At 37.5% G+C, this 16557-nt stretch carries 10 protein-coding genes and 1 pseudogene; 7 read left to right on the forward strand and 4 right to left on the reverse strand.

The window, feature by feature from the left end; translation table 11 throughout:
- Positions 1-9: 9 nt before the first annotated feature.
- From LO761_RS05235 to LO761_RS05245, 4 genes and pseudogenes are all read right to left on the reverse strand, one after another.
- Positions 10-3483 (reverse strand): TonB-dependent receptor, encoded by a 3474-nt coding sequence (locus LO761_RS05235; protein ID WP_272817272.1) that lies wholly within the window; start codon positions 3481-3483, stop codon positions 10-12.
- A 153-nt stretch (positions 3484-3636) separates the two neighbouring features.
- A pseudogene (locus LO761_RS12580) lies at positions 3637-3744 on the reverse strand (anti-sigma factor); the annotation flags it as partial.
- A 12-nt stretch (positions 3745-3756) separates the two neighbouring features.
- Positions 3757-4563: a FecR family protein gene (locus LO761_RS05240; RefSeq protein ID WP_272817273.1), complete on the reverse strand. Its 807-nt coding sequence runs from the start codon at positions 4561-4563 to the stop codon at positions 3757-3759.
- A gap of 80 nt (positions 4564-4643) precedes the next feature.
- Entirely contained in the window at positions 4644-5240 is a 597-nt protein-coding gene (locus tag LO761_RS05245) for an RNA polymerase sigma-70 factor (protein WP_272817274.1), read from the reverse strand.
- A 711-nt stretch (positions 5241-5951) separates the two neighbouring features.
- On the opposite strand from LO761_RS05245, the gene LO761_RS05250 reads away from it, so the two are divergent.
- The 7 genes from LO761_RS05250 to thrC all read left to right on the forward strand — a co-directional run bounded on the left by LO761_RS05250 (position 5952) and on the right by thrC (position 16177).
- On the forward strand, positions 5952-7145 hold the full coding sequence (locus tag LO761_RS05250; RefSeq protein ID WP_272817275.1) for a class I SAM-dependent methyltransferase: 1194 nt from the start codon (positions 5952-5954) through the stop codon (positions 7143-7145).
- 31 nt (positions 7146-7176) lie between these two features.
- Positions 7177-9567 carry a beta-L-arabinofuranosidase domain-containing protein gene (locus LO761_RS05255; protein ID WP_272817276.1) on the forward strand — a complete coding sequence of 797 codons (2391 nt, stop codon included), beginning with the start codon at positions 7177-7179 and terminating at the stop codon, positions 9565-9567.
- An 8-nt stretch (positions 9568-9575) separates the two neighbouring features.
- Complete coding sequence (locus LO761_RS05260) at positions 9576-10556, forward strand: glycoside hydrolase family 43 protein (RefSeq protein ID WP_272817277.1); 981 nt, start codon at positions 9576-9578, stop codon at positions 10554-10556.
- Between the two features lie 2 nt (positions 10557-10558).
- A complete protein-coding gene (locus LO761_RS05265) occupies positions 10559-11059 on the forward strand; it encodes a pyridoxamine 5'-phosphate oxidase family protein (RefSeq protein WP_272817278.1) in 501 nt (166 codons plus the stop codon).
- 24 nt (positions 11060-11083) lie between these two features.
- Positions 11084-13165 (forward strand): beta-galactosidase, encoded by a 2082-nt coding sequence (locus LO761_RS05270; RefSeq protein ID WP_272817279.1) that lies wholly within the window; start codon positions 11084-11086, stop codon positions 13163-13165.
- A gap of 484 nt (positions 13166-13649) precedes the next feature.
- Positions 13650-14873 carry a cofactor-independent phosphoglycerate mutase gene (locus tag LO761_RS05275; RefSeq protein WP_272817280.1) on the forward strand — a complete coding sequence of 408 codons (1224 nt, stop codon included), beginning with the start codon at positions 13650-13652 and terminating at the stop codon, positions 14871-14873.
- 2 nt (positions 14874-14875) lie between these two features.
- The gene (thrC, locus tag LO761_RS05280) at positions 14876-16177 is read left to right on the forward strand and encodes a threonine synthase (protein WP_272817281.1); all 1302 of its coding nucleotides are present in this window, start codon (positions 14876-14878) and stop codon (positions 16175-16177) included.
- Positions 16178-16557 lie beyond the last annotated feature (380 nt).

Here is a 16557-nt window from a genome sequence, read left to right on the forward strand (position 1 = left end):
CTCCTCCTTTTAAAATTTCATATTAATACCAAACATTATAGTACGAGGCTGTGGATAGTATCCCATATCAACACCTTTATATATAGGATTACCATTGTATTCTCCTATTTCCGGATCTAAGCCAGAATATCCTGTAATAGTAAATAAATTTTGTGCTGCAACATAGATACGCAAATTATCGATACTTATCTTTTTAGTCAATGAAACCGGTATAGTATAACCTAATTGTAAATTCTTCAAACGTACATACGATCCGTCTTCAATAAACCATTCAGACATCTCTCGATTTAATCTACTATCCGCATCAATAGCAAAATTCTTATTTGTACTCCCTGGCCCATTCCAGAATGTAGTCAAGATATCTTTGGGTGCATTATACCAACCCACGCCACCATACAAATCATACTTTAAAATATTTAAAAGATCATTACCTATAGAACCTTGGAAAAATGCAGTAAGATCGAATCTCTTATATTCTCCTCCTAATGTTAAACCGAAAGTAAAATCAGGATGAGGATTACCAATCATGGTTCTATCATTATTATCAAGTTTACCATCTTTGTTTAAATCAACGAACTTTAAATCTCCAGCTTTAGCATTAGGCATAACTTGCTGCCCATTATTTACATAATTGGTAACTTCTTCTTGTGTCTGGAATACACCATCTGTTTTATAACCAAAGTAGTATCCTATAGGTTTTCCAACTTCTGTCATCGTATAGGTATAATAACCAAGATGTACGCCTGTCCCCGGAATATTAGCATCACTTCCCAAATCTGTTACCTTATTTTTATACGTTGACACATTTGCATTAATCGTATATCCGAATTCGTTAATTTTTCCATCATATTCAACTGTTATTTCAAATCCCTTATTATTAATACTACCGGCATTTACCCATGGTGTATTAGGGAATCCTAAACCTGCAGGAACTGGAACTTGTACTAACATATTTTTTGTATCACGATTATAATAATCTAATGATATTCTCAATGAGCCGGAAAGAAATGATAAATCTAAACCTGCATCAAATTGACGAGTTGTCTCCCATTTTAAATCTTCATTACCTACTTGACTTCTTTTTCCTGATAGTTGCGGATTATTGGAACCAAATAATACATAACTACTATTGGAAAATAAATTAAGATATGCCCCTCCTGGAATTGTTTGATTTCCGATTTCTCCATAACCTAATCTGATTTTCCCTTGTGACAACCAATTTTTCATCCAATTCATAAATTTCTCTTCCGAAAAATTCCAACCTCCAGATATAGATGGAAATACTCCCCAACGATGCCCTTTAGCAAATTGCGAAGATCCATCATAGCGAATATTAGCTGTTAACATATATTTATTAGCGTAAGAATAAAATATTCTACAGAAATATGAATTCAGAGTATTTATTGAATAATACCCATCTGCAGTCGGATTCATTGTACCGGCATTAATGATTTGTTGTCCTTTCTCATTATTAATCATACCCTGTTTTGAAGCACCAATATATTCATAACGGTTCTTTTCTGCAGATGTACCGACCATTGCAGTTACGTGATGTTCTCCAAGTTTCTGAGTATAAGTTAAGTAATTATCAAATACCCAATAATCTGTATTAGATTGAGAACGACTGGCTGTAGCATATGAACTGTACTCGTCACCATCTAAATAATATTTCGGAATAAATCCGTCAGATTGATTACGTATTAAATCAACAGATATACTTGATTTAAAAGTGAGGAATGGGAACAATTTAAAATCACCGGAAATACCTATCTTTGTAGCTATACCATGCCATTTATTTAAACTTGCACGATTTACTTGCGCTACCGGATTATATTTATTAGAATATAAAACACCGGTATATTTTGACCATGGATTAGTAGGCTCATACGAATCATATATCCGCTCCTTTAAGAATTCCGGCACATCAACTAAATTATTCCGATAAATAGGAGTTATAGGATCGGCAGAAGCCGCTGTAAAAACTGTAGCCTGATACGAATTGTTTTCGTCGATATTCTTTCTTTCCTCGTATGATACATTGACATTAGCAGATAAAGTCAGCCATTTTTTCACATCAGAATCAACATTTAATCTACCATTTAAACGTTCGTACTCTGAACCTTTTACAAGTCCTTTATGATTCATGTAACCAAAACTACTGCGATATCTCAACTTTTTTATTCCTCCTGAAAAAGCAACATTATAGTTTTGATTTAATGCTTCCGACGAACTATTTGTAATAGCATCCCACCAATTAGTACCTTGACGTCCTCCATTTTTATCCAAAAAATTTAAGATAGCATCTCTCTTTTCTTTGGTCGAAAAATCAGATATTAGTTCTTTACCGGCCGCAGCATAAGCTCTATTCTTGTAATCCATAAAGCCTTCTGCATCCAACATATCATATTCCTTACTTGCGGATTGAAAACCCACACTTGCATCAAATTCTATATTTGTACGATAAATATCGCTCTTTTCACCACGTTTAGTAGTAATCAATATTACTCCATTGGCAGCACGAGAACCATAGATTGCTTGTGCAGAAGCATCTTTCAACACTTCTATATTTTGAATATCACGAGCATTTAACCATCCGATATTGCTTTGTGGAAGACCATCTACAACATATAACGGATCATTTCCATTCAATGTTCCTATACCACGAATACGGACATCTCCTAATGCCCCAGGACTACCAGAATTAGCAGTAACTGTCACACCGGCTATTTTCCCTTGTAAAGCATCTGATGCACTACGAAGAGGTAAATTTGATATTTGATCTCCTTTAACTTGCGAGACAGCACCAGTTAAATCTCTCTTTTGCATAGAGCCATACCCCACCACCACAACTTCTTCCAAAGCTTCGGTATCTTCTTTCAATACAATGGTCATAGTGTGTTGTCTGTCTGCCGTCACCTCTGATGTGGTATATCCGATGTAAGAAACAATCAATGTGGCATTATCAGATACATTCAGCATAAAGTTTCCGTCCATATCTGTAATTGTTCCATTAGTTGCTCCCTTTTCAAGGATATTAGCTCCGATGATTGGTGTTCCATTAGTATCTTGTACCTTTCCACGTACCTGTTGATTTTGTTCTACATCTTTCACATTGGGATTATCCGAAACATTTTTTGTCCTTATCAACATAATATTGGTACCTTCAACTACATAGTTTATTTGAGTCCCTCTAAAGATACTGTTCAACACCTTAGAAACGGTTTCTTCTTTAGCATCAACATTAACAGTCCGACCAAGGTCTACATCTTTCTCATTATAAACAAATAGATAATCTGTTTGTTTCTCTATCTCTTTTATAATCTGCCGGGTTGTTACGTTGCTTGAGGTAATTGTCACGCGCTGGCTCTGAGCACCTGTCTCGTTAGCAAATACTGAGCCTACACATAAGAGCAATAATAGTACAAGAACTTTCATAGTACATAAAAATTGTTTAAAGGCTTCATTATTAGAAAAATATTCCATACTTTTGTTTTGACAATTTTAAGGTAAAACTTAGAATTTATTATTGAGTCAATTGCTATTGACTCGAACGGATAGATGCTGCAACATCTGTCCGTTTTTCTTGTGTTTTTCTTAAGCATTATTTGTTTCCCATAGGCAAATAGTATTAAATGGTTAATAGATTATGACATTTTTAGTTTCTCCTTTTATTATGAATTTAAATTTACTATCTAATTGCAATACTTTTAACACATGTTCGATGCCATCATGAGTCCAGAACTTTCCGGTATACTGTCAGTCAAGATATTTAGAATCACGAATGATAATATTATAATCATAATACAGAGAAAGCTTTTTCAATATCTCTTTAATAGTTTTATTATTAAAACATATAAGTCCTTTCGTCCATAAAAAGTATTCTTTATTCTCTATTGGCTTCTTTATAATTTTATTATTAATCAATATAGCAGTGGAATTTGGCTCCACCTTTGCAGCCATCGACTGATTTGCATGATCAAAAAGCTCAATTGACCCTCTAATCAATGATGTTTCCCATGTATTTTCTTTCCCATAAGCTATCACATTAAATTCTGTACCCAAAACACGAATATTCAACTTATTCGTTTCGACTATAAAAGGCTTCGAAATATCTTTCTTCACTTCGAAATAACCTTCTCCATCCAATGTTACATTACGAGTTTCACCTTCAAACTTATTAGCGAAAGTAAGTTTACTGCCGGAATTTAACCAGACTCTTGTACTATCAGGTAAAACAATTTCCGTACGCTGACCTGCCGGAGCATAAACTGACATCATGGAAGGAACAGCAGCCTTATGGACAGATAATCGCCAAACTTCTGCTATACATAGCAGCATTACAGCAACAGCTGCTATCCGCAAAGCATATCTCATAAACAATAAACTCGCCTTCTTCGTCCTCTTTTCTTCTGATGAATTCCAAAGTGTAGCATCATATATTTTATGAGCCTTCAAATATTCACACTTATGTTCGTCATCCTCCAGAATCCATTCCGTAACGTATTTACGCTCCTTTTCGGAAGACTTTCCGGATATATATCTAAATAATGTTTGATTGTCCATTTTTATCTCATTACATTAATATTACGACTGATTTAGCCTTAACCCTAAAGAGAATCCAAAGAATTTTTGTTTTTCGTGTTTTAAATAAAATAAAAGAAGAAATAAAATAAGGGCAAATAATCTTTCAACGCAACATACAAAGCCCTAAGAGCCCTACTAATATGGTATTCCACGGCCTTTTCTGACAAATCAAGCTCACTTGCAATCTGTTTATTCGTTTTCTCTTCCATTCTGCTCATCTGAAAAATCTGTTTAGTTTTGTCTGGTAATGAATCAAGTGTTTTTTCAACTATGTTTTTTATTTCTTCAGAAAAAATATCACTTGGATCGCATGCTTCCAATGCCTCAATCTGAATATTCAACTCCTGCTTTTCCCAATTTGACCTAGTTGTCATCACTTTCTGTTCCATTTTTTTATGTTTCAAATAATCTAATGCTCTGTTTTTCAGAATAGTTAATAAGAAAGAAGGAATAGAGTCTGATTTTGAATAATCTATATTTTGCCACAAAGCAATCATAGAATCGGAAACAATATCTTCAGCCACAAAATCATCGCGCACATACGACTTTACAAAAAGGAAAGAACGTCTATAATAGGTATTATAGATAACGTTAAAGGTAAAATGTTTTTCCTTTTCAATATGTTTGCTCAAATCTATGGTTTTATTCAGAGGCATTCTAAATGTTTTTTACAAAGCTAACTATTCCAAATAAGATTTCCAACAGACAGCAAACTGAAATTTACCAATGAACTCGTCCGCTTATCAAACTGTTTTGTCTCAATCTCTGCTTCTTTTAAGATGATACATGTTTTTTGTCAACCAACCATAACAACTATTATGCTGATGCGTATGAGCTGAAAAGTGAACCATATAAGTTGCCGTATTCATCAGAAGATTTTTTCGTTTCACTCCTGTGAGACAATTGTTTCACATCTGTGAGACATTTGTTTCACTCCTGTGAGACATTTGTTTCACTCTTGTGAGACAAATGAACCGTCCGTATGAGTTGAGCAGTTTATACGGTTCACTTTTCGAAGTCTCTTGAAGACAAGTTTTAATGAATCGGATGAAAATGCTAAAAACATCGTTTGAACATACTGTGAAAACGTTTTGACTTAAGAATCCGGTTCAATACATTCTTTCTTTTTATATTATAGAAAACACTATTAATCTTGGAAAATTATCATCATATCATTAAAAACATCATAGAATTCATATAGCATAAAAACATTTTCCGTAACTTTGTCTTCGGCACACAGAGTAATAATTATTTGTAACACTTTGAAATTTAGAACTTCAAAGGTAAAACTATTGTTAATCAATCAAATTGATAGACACCTACATTTCATCTAACTCACGTTGATTTTGTAGGAATAAAAACAGCCAATGAACGAAGCAACCATTCAATACATAAAAGAGCACCGGAATGACGATGTGCGTACGCTTGCGCTCCAAGGGAACAAATCGCCTGACATTGATATGCCTATGGCACTCACTCAGATAGAAGGATGGCAAATCGCAAGGTTTAAACTACCTTCATGGGCAGATACAGACAACATACTTTATCCCCCTCACCTTTCGATGGAACAGTGCTCATCGGAACAAACCGCGAAATATAAAGCATCACTACTGAAAGGTAATTCTTTTGTTGATTTGACAGGAGGGCTGGGCGTAGATTTCTCGTTCATCGCACGGCATTTTAAACAGGCAACTTACATAGAACAACAGCCTTCATTAGTCGAGTTGGCTAAATATAACCTTAATCTGCTTGGATTATCGAATAAAATCGTTATACTCCATGCTGACGGAGTAGAATATCTAAGACAAATACATCACGTTGACGCTATCTATTTGGATCCCGCACGACGTGATGAGCATGGTGGTAAGGTGATTGTCATTGCCGAATGTGAGCCGGATATCACTCAAATAGAAAACACATTAATCGAGAAAGCCGATAAAGTATTAGTCAAACTTTCTCCTATGCTTGATATTACTCAAACAATGAGAGAACTAAAACATATCAGCTCGGTACATATCGTTGCAATAAATAACGAATGCAAAGAACTGCTGCTGACGCTTGAGAAAGACTCCGTCCTAAACCGTGAAGAAATCCCTATTCATTGCGTAAATTTTAGGATAAAAGAGAGTCAACAGTTTGAGTTTTCCATAAAAGAAGAACAGTACACAACATGTATGTTTGCCGAAGAAATAGGTCAATATCTCTACGAGCCCAATGCCTCAGTCATGAAAAGCGGAGCGTATAAGCTGCTTACGAAAAGATATAACGTTCAGAAATTAGCACCGGACAGCCACCTATATACCTCTCATTCGTATAACCCCGATTTCCCCGGCAGACGATTCTGTGTTCAAGGCGTTTCCGGATTCAAGAAAAACGAATTGCATAAATTATTAGATAATGTCCGGCAAGCGAATCTAACTATCCGGAACTACCCTGCTTCGGTTGCTGAACTGCGTAAAAAACTAAAACTCAAAGAAGGCGGAGAACATTTTCTTTTTGCTACCACACTTTTAAACGGTAAAAAGGTACTGATTAAAACAAAAAATATATCTTTGCAATAAATAAATTAATATTCTTAAATATAATTTCATAATGGAAAATTCACATCATTCATTTTTTGGAAAGAGCCTGATGGCTACATTCTTTTTATTCGGATGCATACAAGCATCTGATGCTCAAATCACTAAATACAATGAAGCCAAAGAAATTGAAGAAGCTCACATGGGAGTTGAGCGGGTTTCCCAAAACTTTTTAAAAGATTATATCTCGTATGCGTCAAGCAATGACGAGACAAAGTGGGTTCAGATAGATTTAGGTTCCACACAAAGTATCGACGGTATCAAAATATTACCAGCTTCCAACTGTTGGGGACCAAGAAGAGGTGGATTCCCCAGTCGGTTCCGTCTGGAAGTTTCGAATGATCCCGACTTCAAAGAATATATTACGTACGAGGATATGACTCTTTCAAATGACTACCCTCTTCCTTATGATGAAGTAGCTTCTTTTGCGACCAAAACAGTTAAGGGAAGATATGTACGTTTCACTGCGACCAAATTAAGAGATAATAAATTATGTCTTACAAAAATTATGGTAATGCAGGATGGAAAAGATATTGCTGTTGGCTGTAAAGTGACGGAATCAAATCCGCAAGAAGGCAGTCAACCTGAGTTGCTGACTCGTCCTCATCGTCCACAGGGAGAGTTTGTTGTTACCAACAATCCACAGAATGTCATTCCCGAGAAGCAATGGAAACCGGTTAAGAATGTCGTTGAAACTCCACTGACAGGAATAAAGGTGAATGACGGATTGATAAAAACCGTCATGGAGCGTAATATAAATTATTTGTTAAACTCATTCACTGAAGAACAGTTGGTCCGCAATTTTAAATTAAAAGGCGGACTCCCCGTAAAACCATTTGACTCATCGTTGGCACAATTCTGGTTTAAAGAGCTTCCGGGCTCTGAAGCCGGTCGTTTCCTAATGGGGGCAGGAAATACACTGCGTTGGATGGAAAATAACGCGCTGCGCGCAGAGATGAACAATATCATTGATGTGATAGATCAAAGCAAAGAGCCTGACGGTTATCTGATGGCTTTTCCAAAACATAAAATGTTTACAGGTGAATGTGGCGCTTATACCCGTTCATGGGTTACTCACGGACTGATTGACGCCGGTTACGGCGGAAATAAAAAGGCATTTACATTGCTCCGCGGATTCTACGACTGGTTTGATCAGAGCGCCTTTCTTCCTGAAATGCTCAGACGCTGTCTGCAAGGTATACAAGGTGTTGTTCCCATGACCCGTACTTACTTTACTCCTATAGGAAAAAAGGAAGATATAAAGGTAGTCATGCAATATTTCCAAGAGAATTATTTCATGGAAGGTTTGGCTAACCGCAATAAAGAAATCATTTACAAATACCCATACGACCGTCCGCATAACTATTTGCTGACTGCCATTGAACCGTATTTTGATTTATATCGTGCAACCGGTGCTCAGAAATATCTGGATGCCATGAAAGGTGCTTGGGATTTGTTCCATGACAACTGGGAAATGACCGGTGGAGAAATGTCCATTAACGAAGGAGTTTTTGTATACGAACCCAAGTCATACTACCTGCATCAGCAAGCCGGAGAACTTTGTGGCAATGCTTTCTGGATTAAAATTAACCAACGCTTCCATAACATCTATCCCGATGAAGAAAAGTACTCGGCTGAGATAGAGAAGTCTATTTATAATGTAGCCATTGCCAACCAATATGGCTCTGAAGGCATTCGCTATTTCGCTAAACTGGATGGGCGCAAATATGGACCACATTCTCCAGGTTCTTACCATGCGATGAACACTTGTTGCGAAGGTCAAGGAACCCGTATATTCGGATCTCTTCCTGAATATCTTTATTCCTTTGCACAGAATGGTGTTTATATTAATCAGTTTACCGCGTCTGAAGTAAACATTCCCATAGAAAACCAAACTTTACAGTTGAAGATGGATACTCAATTCCCCTACGGCATGGATGTTTCCATAGAAGTTTTCAATACTCAGGCCGTAAAAGGTGATATCCATATCCGCATTCCGTCTTGGGCATCTAAGAAGATGGCAATATCTGTTAATGGAGAGATTCAAGGCGAAGGAATACCGGGAACTTATTATACCATCAGCCGACAATGGAAACAAGGAGATAAGATTATTTTCTCCTTGCCGGCAGAATTTAAAATTACCAAGTATGAAGGAAAAGAACCGGGATTTGAGAGCAATCATTATGCATTGGAATATGGTCCTATCTTGATGGCTGCAGTAGGTGTTAAAGGAAAAAAGAATTTAGAAATCAATTCAAATATAGCATCATTGATTAACAAGCTGAAACCTATTGCAGGTAAACCTCTACACTTCACTATCGATGGTGATGACCAGTTCGAATATTGGCCTTACTTCGAAGTTCAGGATGAACCATTCTCTTGCTTCCCGAAATTTGAAAAATAAAATAGACTATGAAACTGCACTACATTGCTTTAACTTTACTCCTTACATGTGGAGGATGTGCTTCTCATAAAAGTACAGAATCAAAAGAAATGAGTGGAAACCCACTCTTTCCCGGTTGGTATGCCGATCCGGAAGGTTTGGTGTTTGACAAGGAATATTGGATTTACCCAACTTATTCTGCCAAATATGAAGAACAGACTTTTTTAGACGCATTCTCCTCTACTGATTTAGTACACTGGACAAAACACCATAAAGTACTCTCAAACGAGAATGTAAAGTGGGTAAAGAAAGCAATGTGGGCTCCTGCTGTTATCCACGCAAATGATAAATACTATCTGTTCTTCGGAGGTAACGATGTACACGAAGGTGAAATTGGAGGTATTGGCGTAACGACAGCTGATAAGCCCGAAGGTCCGTTTAAAGACGCTTTAGGGAAACCGCTTATCAACGACATTGTAAATGGAGCCCAACCTATTGATCAGTTTGTATTTAAGGATGACGACGGGCAATATTATATGTATTACGGCGGATGGCGTCACTGTAACATGGTGAGGCTGTCCGACGATTTACTACATCTGATTCCATTTGACGATGGCACGATGTACAAAGAAGTAACTCCTAATAATTATGTAGAAGGCCCGTTTATGTTAAAACGCAACGGGAAGTATTACTTTATGTGGTCGGAAGGAGGATGGACAGGTCCGGATTACTGTGTAGCTTATGCTATTGCCGATACTCCTTATGGTCCGTTTAAACGTATCGGAAAGATTCTTCAGCAAGACCCCAACATCGCTACCGGCGCGGGGCACCACTCTGTCATAAAAGGAAAAGGAAAGGATGAATATTACATTATTTATCATCGCCGCCCGCTAACAGAAACAAGTGGTAACAGCCGCTGCACTTGTATCGACAGGCTCTATTTTGAAAAGGATGGAACAATCCGTCCGGTTAAGATGACATTCGAAGGTGTAAAAAAAGCTAAGCTATAAGTATGAGAAGAAAAAGCAGAGAAGTAACTAACTTTAAGCAGCAAGTGGAGATTATCAAGCAATGTGACGTTTGTCGCATTGCGTTTAACGGTAAAGAAATACCATATATTCTTCCACTTAATTTTGGCGTGGAAGTGAAAGATGGAACAGTCTATCTGTATTTTCATGGCGCAAAAGAAGGCTTGAAATACGATTATCTGGACAAACAGGATGTAGTTGCTTTTGAAATGGACTGTAATCATACGTTACTCTTCGACGATTCAAAACTTTATTGTACCATGGTGTACGAAAGTATCATTGGGAAAGGAAAAATAGAATTGGTTCCGAATGAAGACAAAGTTCGTTGCCTGACGTTATTGAATACTCACTATCACCCGAATGGCTTCCCTGTCAACATGGAATCTGTTCCATATACAAACGTGTTCCGCATGACCATCCTTGAGATGACGGGAAAGAGTAACATCCGTAAATTGCAGGATCCGAATATGCATACCTTATTATAATATATCATTCTTAAAACGAATACCATGAAGAAGCACTTGATTACAATCTTAGGAATTGCCTTAGCAGTCAATACCTTTGCCAATAATCCTGTAAAGGATGATAAAATTTATCATTTTGATAAACCGCTCTATGGTGCCGCATACTACAGCGAATATACTCCAACCGACAGATTAGATGAAGATATCAGACTGATGAAAGAAGCCGGACTGACTGTTGTTCGAGTAGGTGAATCTACTTGGTCGCTCTTCGAACCACAAGATGGTATCTTTAAATTCGAATGGATGGATAGAATTCTGAATAAGATGTATGAGGCCGGAATTCAAGTGATTCTGGGTACTCCGACGTATTCCATTCCGTCGTGGATGGCCGCAGAGCATCCTGAAGTATTATCGCATACTTGGCAAGACAAACAAAGCTATTATGGCATTCGTCAGAATATGGATTTAAAAAATCCTACTTACCTGAAATATTGCGAGAGAATTATTCGAAAGATGATGGAACACTTTGCAAACCATCCTGCCATTATCGGTTATCAAGTTGACAATGAAGTAGAAGCACGCAACATTGACAATCAAGATTACTTTGAAGGGTTCCGCGATTATATAAAGAAAGAGTTCAATCATAATTTGGATTCTCTCAATCATCGATGGGGATTGAACTATTGGGGCATGAATATTAACAATTGGAGTGATTTCTATGATAGAAAAGGAGTAACTAACCCGTCCTATAAACTCTGGTGGGAGCGTTGGAATAGAAAAGTAACTGCTGATTTCTTAAACTGGCAAATTGATATAGTGAACGAATATAAACGTCCCGATCAGTTTGTCACCCACTGTTTCATGCCGGCATTTGCCAATATCGATCAGGTAGATGCGTTCCGACAGATGGAATATCCTGCCATCAATGTTTATTATAACATGCAAGATGCTCAAGACGGTATGCAAATTGGTTATGCTGCCGATTATATGCGGGTGGTGAGTAAAAAACATAACTTTCTTGTAACCGAAACGAATGCACAAGGGACAGGATGGAGCAGCCAAAACCAATGGCCGCCATACGATGGACAACTCAGACAAAACATGTACGCTTTCCTTTCAGGAGGTGCCAATATGGTTGAATACTGGCATTGGAGCACACTCCATTATGGACAGGAGACTTATTGGAGAGGAGTTCTTGGACACGAAGGGTTACCAAACAGAGTATATGCCGAATTCTCGAAAGGGGCTAAAGAATTGGATAACATAGGAGACCAATTGGTCAACTTAAAGAAACATAATAAAGTTGCTTTGCTCTTCAGTCATGATTCAAAACATGCCCTCGATTTCATGCCGTATGCCAATTCGGGCACACAATATAAAGACTATATGATGTATGAAGCACTCTATAAACAAAACATAGAATGTGACATTATTCCTGTGGATAAGATACAAGATTTCTCAGGATATGAAATGTTGATCATACCTTCTTTATATATAGCAACTGATGAGCTGCTTCATAAAATCAGCAATTTCGTAAAGAATGGTGGAGAAGTAGTGATGCTGTATAAAAGCGGATATTGCGATCAAGATGATGACGTCCGGACGAGCATAGCTCCAGGTCCTTTGGCTGATGCCTGCGGGTTCACATATCAGGAATTCTCATCCATCAACAAACTTTCATTAAAGGGCAATGAAATTGGCGCATCCGATAATACCATAGATACATGGATGGAATTCCTCCAGTTAGGAAATGCTAAGCCGTTAGCATACGCCGATCATGTATTCTTTGGAAAATGGCCATGCATCACAGAAAACTCATACGGCAAAGGACACCTTATATATATAGGAACAAACCCATCGATGGAAATTCTGGAGAAGTTGATTGCCCGGGCTGCGAAAAGAAAGAATATCGCAACAGTAGAACGTAACTTCTCTTTCCCTATCGTTCTTCGCTCCGGAATCAATGAGAAAGGAAAGAAAGTACATTACCTCTTTAACTTCTCATACGAGACAAAAACAATTGCTTACCCGTATGGGAATAGCCAATCATTGTTAGATTCTCAACAACTCAATAAGGGTACTAATATCCAAATCGATCCGTGGGGCGTTGTCATTGGCATAGAATAAACCAAAGTTCTATATGGGTACGATGTAATATTTTCTACCGATATATTAATACACGAAAAACGCCACGGAGGTTTCCACTTCTTCTAAAATCCATCAATTTAGTTGATATGTTAAAGTGAAATAAAAAAGTAGCCAAAAATTATATAGTATAAAATATATGACTATATTTGGAGCATAAATTAAAAGCAGAAGAAAGAAATAATGAATAAAGTTTACTTTATAACTACATTATTTACAACATCCACATCTTTCTTCACATTGACCCTTCGGGGTTAATGCAAGTCTTCGTGTTTCTACGTGTTACACATATATCAATCAATTTAAATCCTGGTAATTAAACTTTGAACGGTTTAATTATATTTCTTACAGGTTGGGTCAAATCCCTATTTATTTTTCTTTAATCAACCAATATCGGTGAAATGTACTGCTTTTATATTACCGCAGTCCCATTAGCTGATAGTATATTTCAAAAAGTAAATAAATCATGAAACATATCATTATATTAGGCGATGGCATGGCAGATCATTCAGTCAAAAGACTTGGTGGAAAAACGCTTCTCCAATATGCCGAAACGAAGTATATGGACTTATTAGCACGTAATGGAAAAACAGGCCGACTGATTACCATACCGGAAGGTTTTCATCCCGGATCGGAAGTAGCCAATGCAACCATCTTAGGTTATGACATGAATAAGGTTTATGAAGGTCGTGGTCCATTGGAAGCTGCTTCTATAGGTTATGATATGAAACCGGAAGATCTGGCAGTCAGGTGCAATATCATTACTTTGGCTAACGGAGTTATTAAAAATCATCATGCCGGACATCTGACTACAGAACAAGGAGATATGCTCATCAAATATCTTGATAAGCAGTTGGGCAATGATAAAATCAAATTTATTACCGGCACTCAATATCGTCATTTACTTATCATTAAAGGAGGAAGCAAATATATAGAATGCGCTCCACCACACGACCATCCAAACGAGCCTTGGAGAGAATTAATGGTAAAGCCTATCACCAATGCACCTGTTGAAACAGGCCGTATGACTCCGAAAGAGACAGCCGACTTAATGAACAAACTAATTCTCCGCTCTCAAGAATTGCTCAGCAAACATCCATTCAACAAGGAAAGAAAAGAAGCAGCCAACTCTATTTGGCCATGGAGTGGTGGCTATCGCCCTATGATGCAAACATTAATGCAAATGTATCCTTCCATTCACAAGGGCAGTGTCATATCCGCTGTCGATTTGATTAAAGGTATAGGCTACTACGCAGGGTTGAAAAGCATTATCGTTCCCGGAATAACAGGACAAGCTGATACCAATTACGAAGGAAAAGCAGCAGCAGCTATCAATGCGTTGCAGAAAGATGACTTCGTTTTCCTACATATTGAAGCAAGCGATGAAGCCGGTCATGATGGTGATCTCGAATTAAAGCTGAAAACCATTGAAGACTTGGACAAACGGATTGTCCAACCTATATATAATGAAATAAAGAATTGGAATGAACCGGTTTGCGTCGCCATTCTTCCCGATCATCCTACTCCGGTGGAAATTTGTATACACGTCGCGGAACCTGTCCCTTTCCTTGTATGGCATCGGGGCATAAAAGCAGATGAGGTACAGACATTTGATGAAGTCAGCTGTGTAAACGGATCGTACGGATTACTGAAACTCAATGAATTTATGAATCAATTTATGCAGATATAATCATGATATACTATAGCACCCATCATCATACACCGCGCGTATCTCTTCAAGAAGCTGTTATAAAAGGCTTAGCTAAAGATAAAGGACTATTCATGCCACAACATATCAAACCGTTACCGGCTTCTTTCTTCCAAGATATAGAAGATATGAGCCTGCAAAAAATATCTTATGAAGTGGCTGACGCATTTTTTGGGGAAGATATTCCGGCAGACACCTTAAAACAGATAGTATATGACACCATGAATTTCGATATTCCTTTGGTCAAACTAAACGATCATATCTATTCATTAGAACTGTTCCACGGACCAACACTGGCCTTTAAAGATGTAGGTGCCCGTTTCATGGCTCGTCTGTTAGAGTATTTCATCCATAAAGAGGGCAAAGAACAAGTAAATGTATTAGTTGCCACTTCAGGAGACACCGGCAGCGCTGTAGCCAACGGCTTTCTCGGGGTGGAAGGCATACACGTATATGTGCTTTATCCCAAAAAGAAAGTAAGTCGCATTCAGGAACAGCAATTCACTACACTCGGTCAAAACATTACGGCCATTGAAATAGATGGAAGTTTTGACGACTGCCAAGCATTGGTAAAGTCTGCATTCTCAGACACAGAATTAAATCGGCACATGCAAATGACAAGCGCAAATTCCATTAATGTAGCTCGTTTTCTTCCTCAAGCATTTTATTACTTCCATGCCTATGCGCAATTAAAGAAGAAAGGTATTGAAAAGGATATAGTCGCATGTGTACCAAGCGGTAACTTCGGAAATATTACAGCCGGACTATTCGGGCATAAGATGGGACTCCCTATAAGTCGGTTCATCGCGGCTAATAACAATAATGATGTATTTTTTCAGTATTTACAAACCGGTATTTATACTCCGAAAAAAAGCATTCAGACATTAGCTAACGCCATGGATGTGGGTAATCCCAGTAACTTTGCCCGAATCCTGGATTTATATCATCATAATTATGAAGCTATCTGTGCAGACATCAGTGGCGCAACATGTACGGATAATCAAATAAAAGAAGAAATCAGAAAAGTTTGGAAAGAACAACATTATCTGCTTGACCCGCATGGAGCATGTGGGCATCGTGCTATACGCGAAGGTCTAAAATCGGGAGAGACCGGATTCTTCTTAGAAACGGCTCATCCGGCAAAATTCAAAGATACGGTAGAAAAGATTATCAATGAACCAATCGCCATTCCTTTGAATTTACAAAACTTTATGAAAGGAACCAAACAAAGTATTGAGTTAAGCAAAAAGTTCTCCGATTTAAAGCAATTTCTACTTAACAGTTAATTGCTTCAGCTCAGGATAAGACTCATTATCTATAATAATTAACGCAAATTCGTCGAATTCAAAATAACACAAGCCGGGATTCACTACTTCTTTTTAGATGGATACACGGTTTTTAAGGGAAACCAATCATAATCAACTCCTACTTTGATATATATAAGTGAATGAAGCGATACACACGAGTTTCCGTATTCATCAGAAGTCTTTTTCGTTTCACTTATGTGAGACACTCGTTTCACTTATGTGAGACGTTTGTTTCACTTATGTGAGACGAATGAATCATACGTATGAGTTTTGCAATTTATCCACATCTCTTTTTCAGGTTATAAAAAAACTTGGTAGAACAACTTGATTATCTTGATAATAAATAATATGCCATCCAT

Source organism: Phocaeicola oris, assembly GCF_021295095.1.
GTDB lineage: Bacteria > Bacteroidota > Bacteroidia > Bacteroidales > Bacteroidaceae > Phocaeicola > Phocaeicola oris.

Bases quoted from the DNA above. Each gene is read 5' to 3' on its own strand.
- LO761_RS05235 (WP_272817272.1), bottom strand. From the start codon at position 3,483: ATGGAATATTTTTCTAATAATGAAGCCTTTAAACAATTTTTATGTACT.
- LO761_RS05245 (WP_272817274.1), bottom strand. From the start codon at position 5,240: ATGCCTCTGAATAAAACCATAGATTTGAGCAAACATATTGAAAAGGAA.
- LO761_RS05240 (WP_272817273.1), bottom strand. From the start codon at position 4,563: ATGGACAATCAAACATTATTTAGATATATATCCGGAAAGTCTTCCGAA.
- LO761_RS05255 (WP_272817276.1), top strand. From the start codon at position 7,177: ATGGAAAATTCACATCATTCATTTTTTGGAAAGAGCCTGATGGCTACA.
- LO761_RS05275 (WP_272817280.1), top strand. From the start codon at position 13,650: ATGAAACATATCATTATATTAGGCGATGGCATGGCAGATCATTCAGTC.
- LO761_RS05260 (WP_272817277.1), top strand. From the start codon at position 9,576: ATGAAACTGCACTACATTGCTTTAACTTTACTCCTTACATGTGGAGGA.
- LO761_RS05250 (WP_272817275.1), top strand. From the start codon at position 5,952: ATGAACGAAGCAACCATTCAATACATAAAAGAGCACCGGAATGACGAT.
- LO761_RS05265 (WP_272817278.1), top strand. From the start codon at position 10,559: ATGAGAAGAAAAAGCAGAGAAGTAACTAACTTTAAGCAGCAAGTGGAG.
- thrC (WP_272817281.1), top strand. From the start codon at position 14,876: ATGATATACTATAGCACCCATCATCATACACCGCGCGTATCTCTTCAA.
- LO761_RS05270 (WP_272817279.1), top strand. From the start codon at position 11,084: ATGAAGAAGCACTTGATTACAATCTTAGGAATTGCCTTAGCAGTCAAT.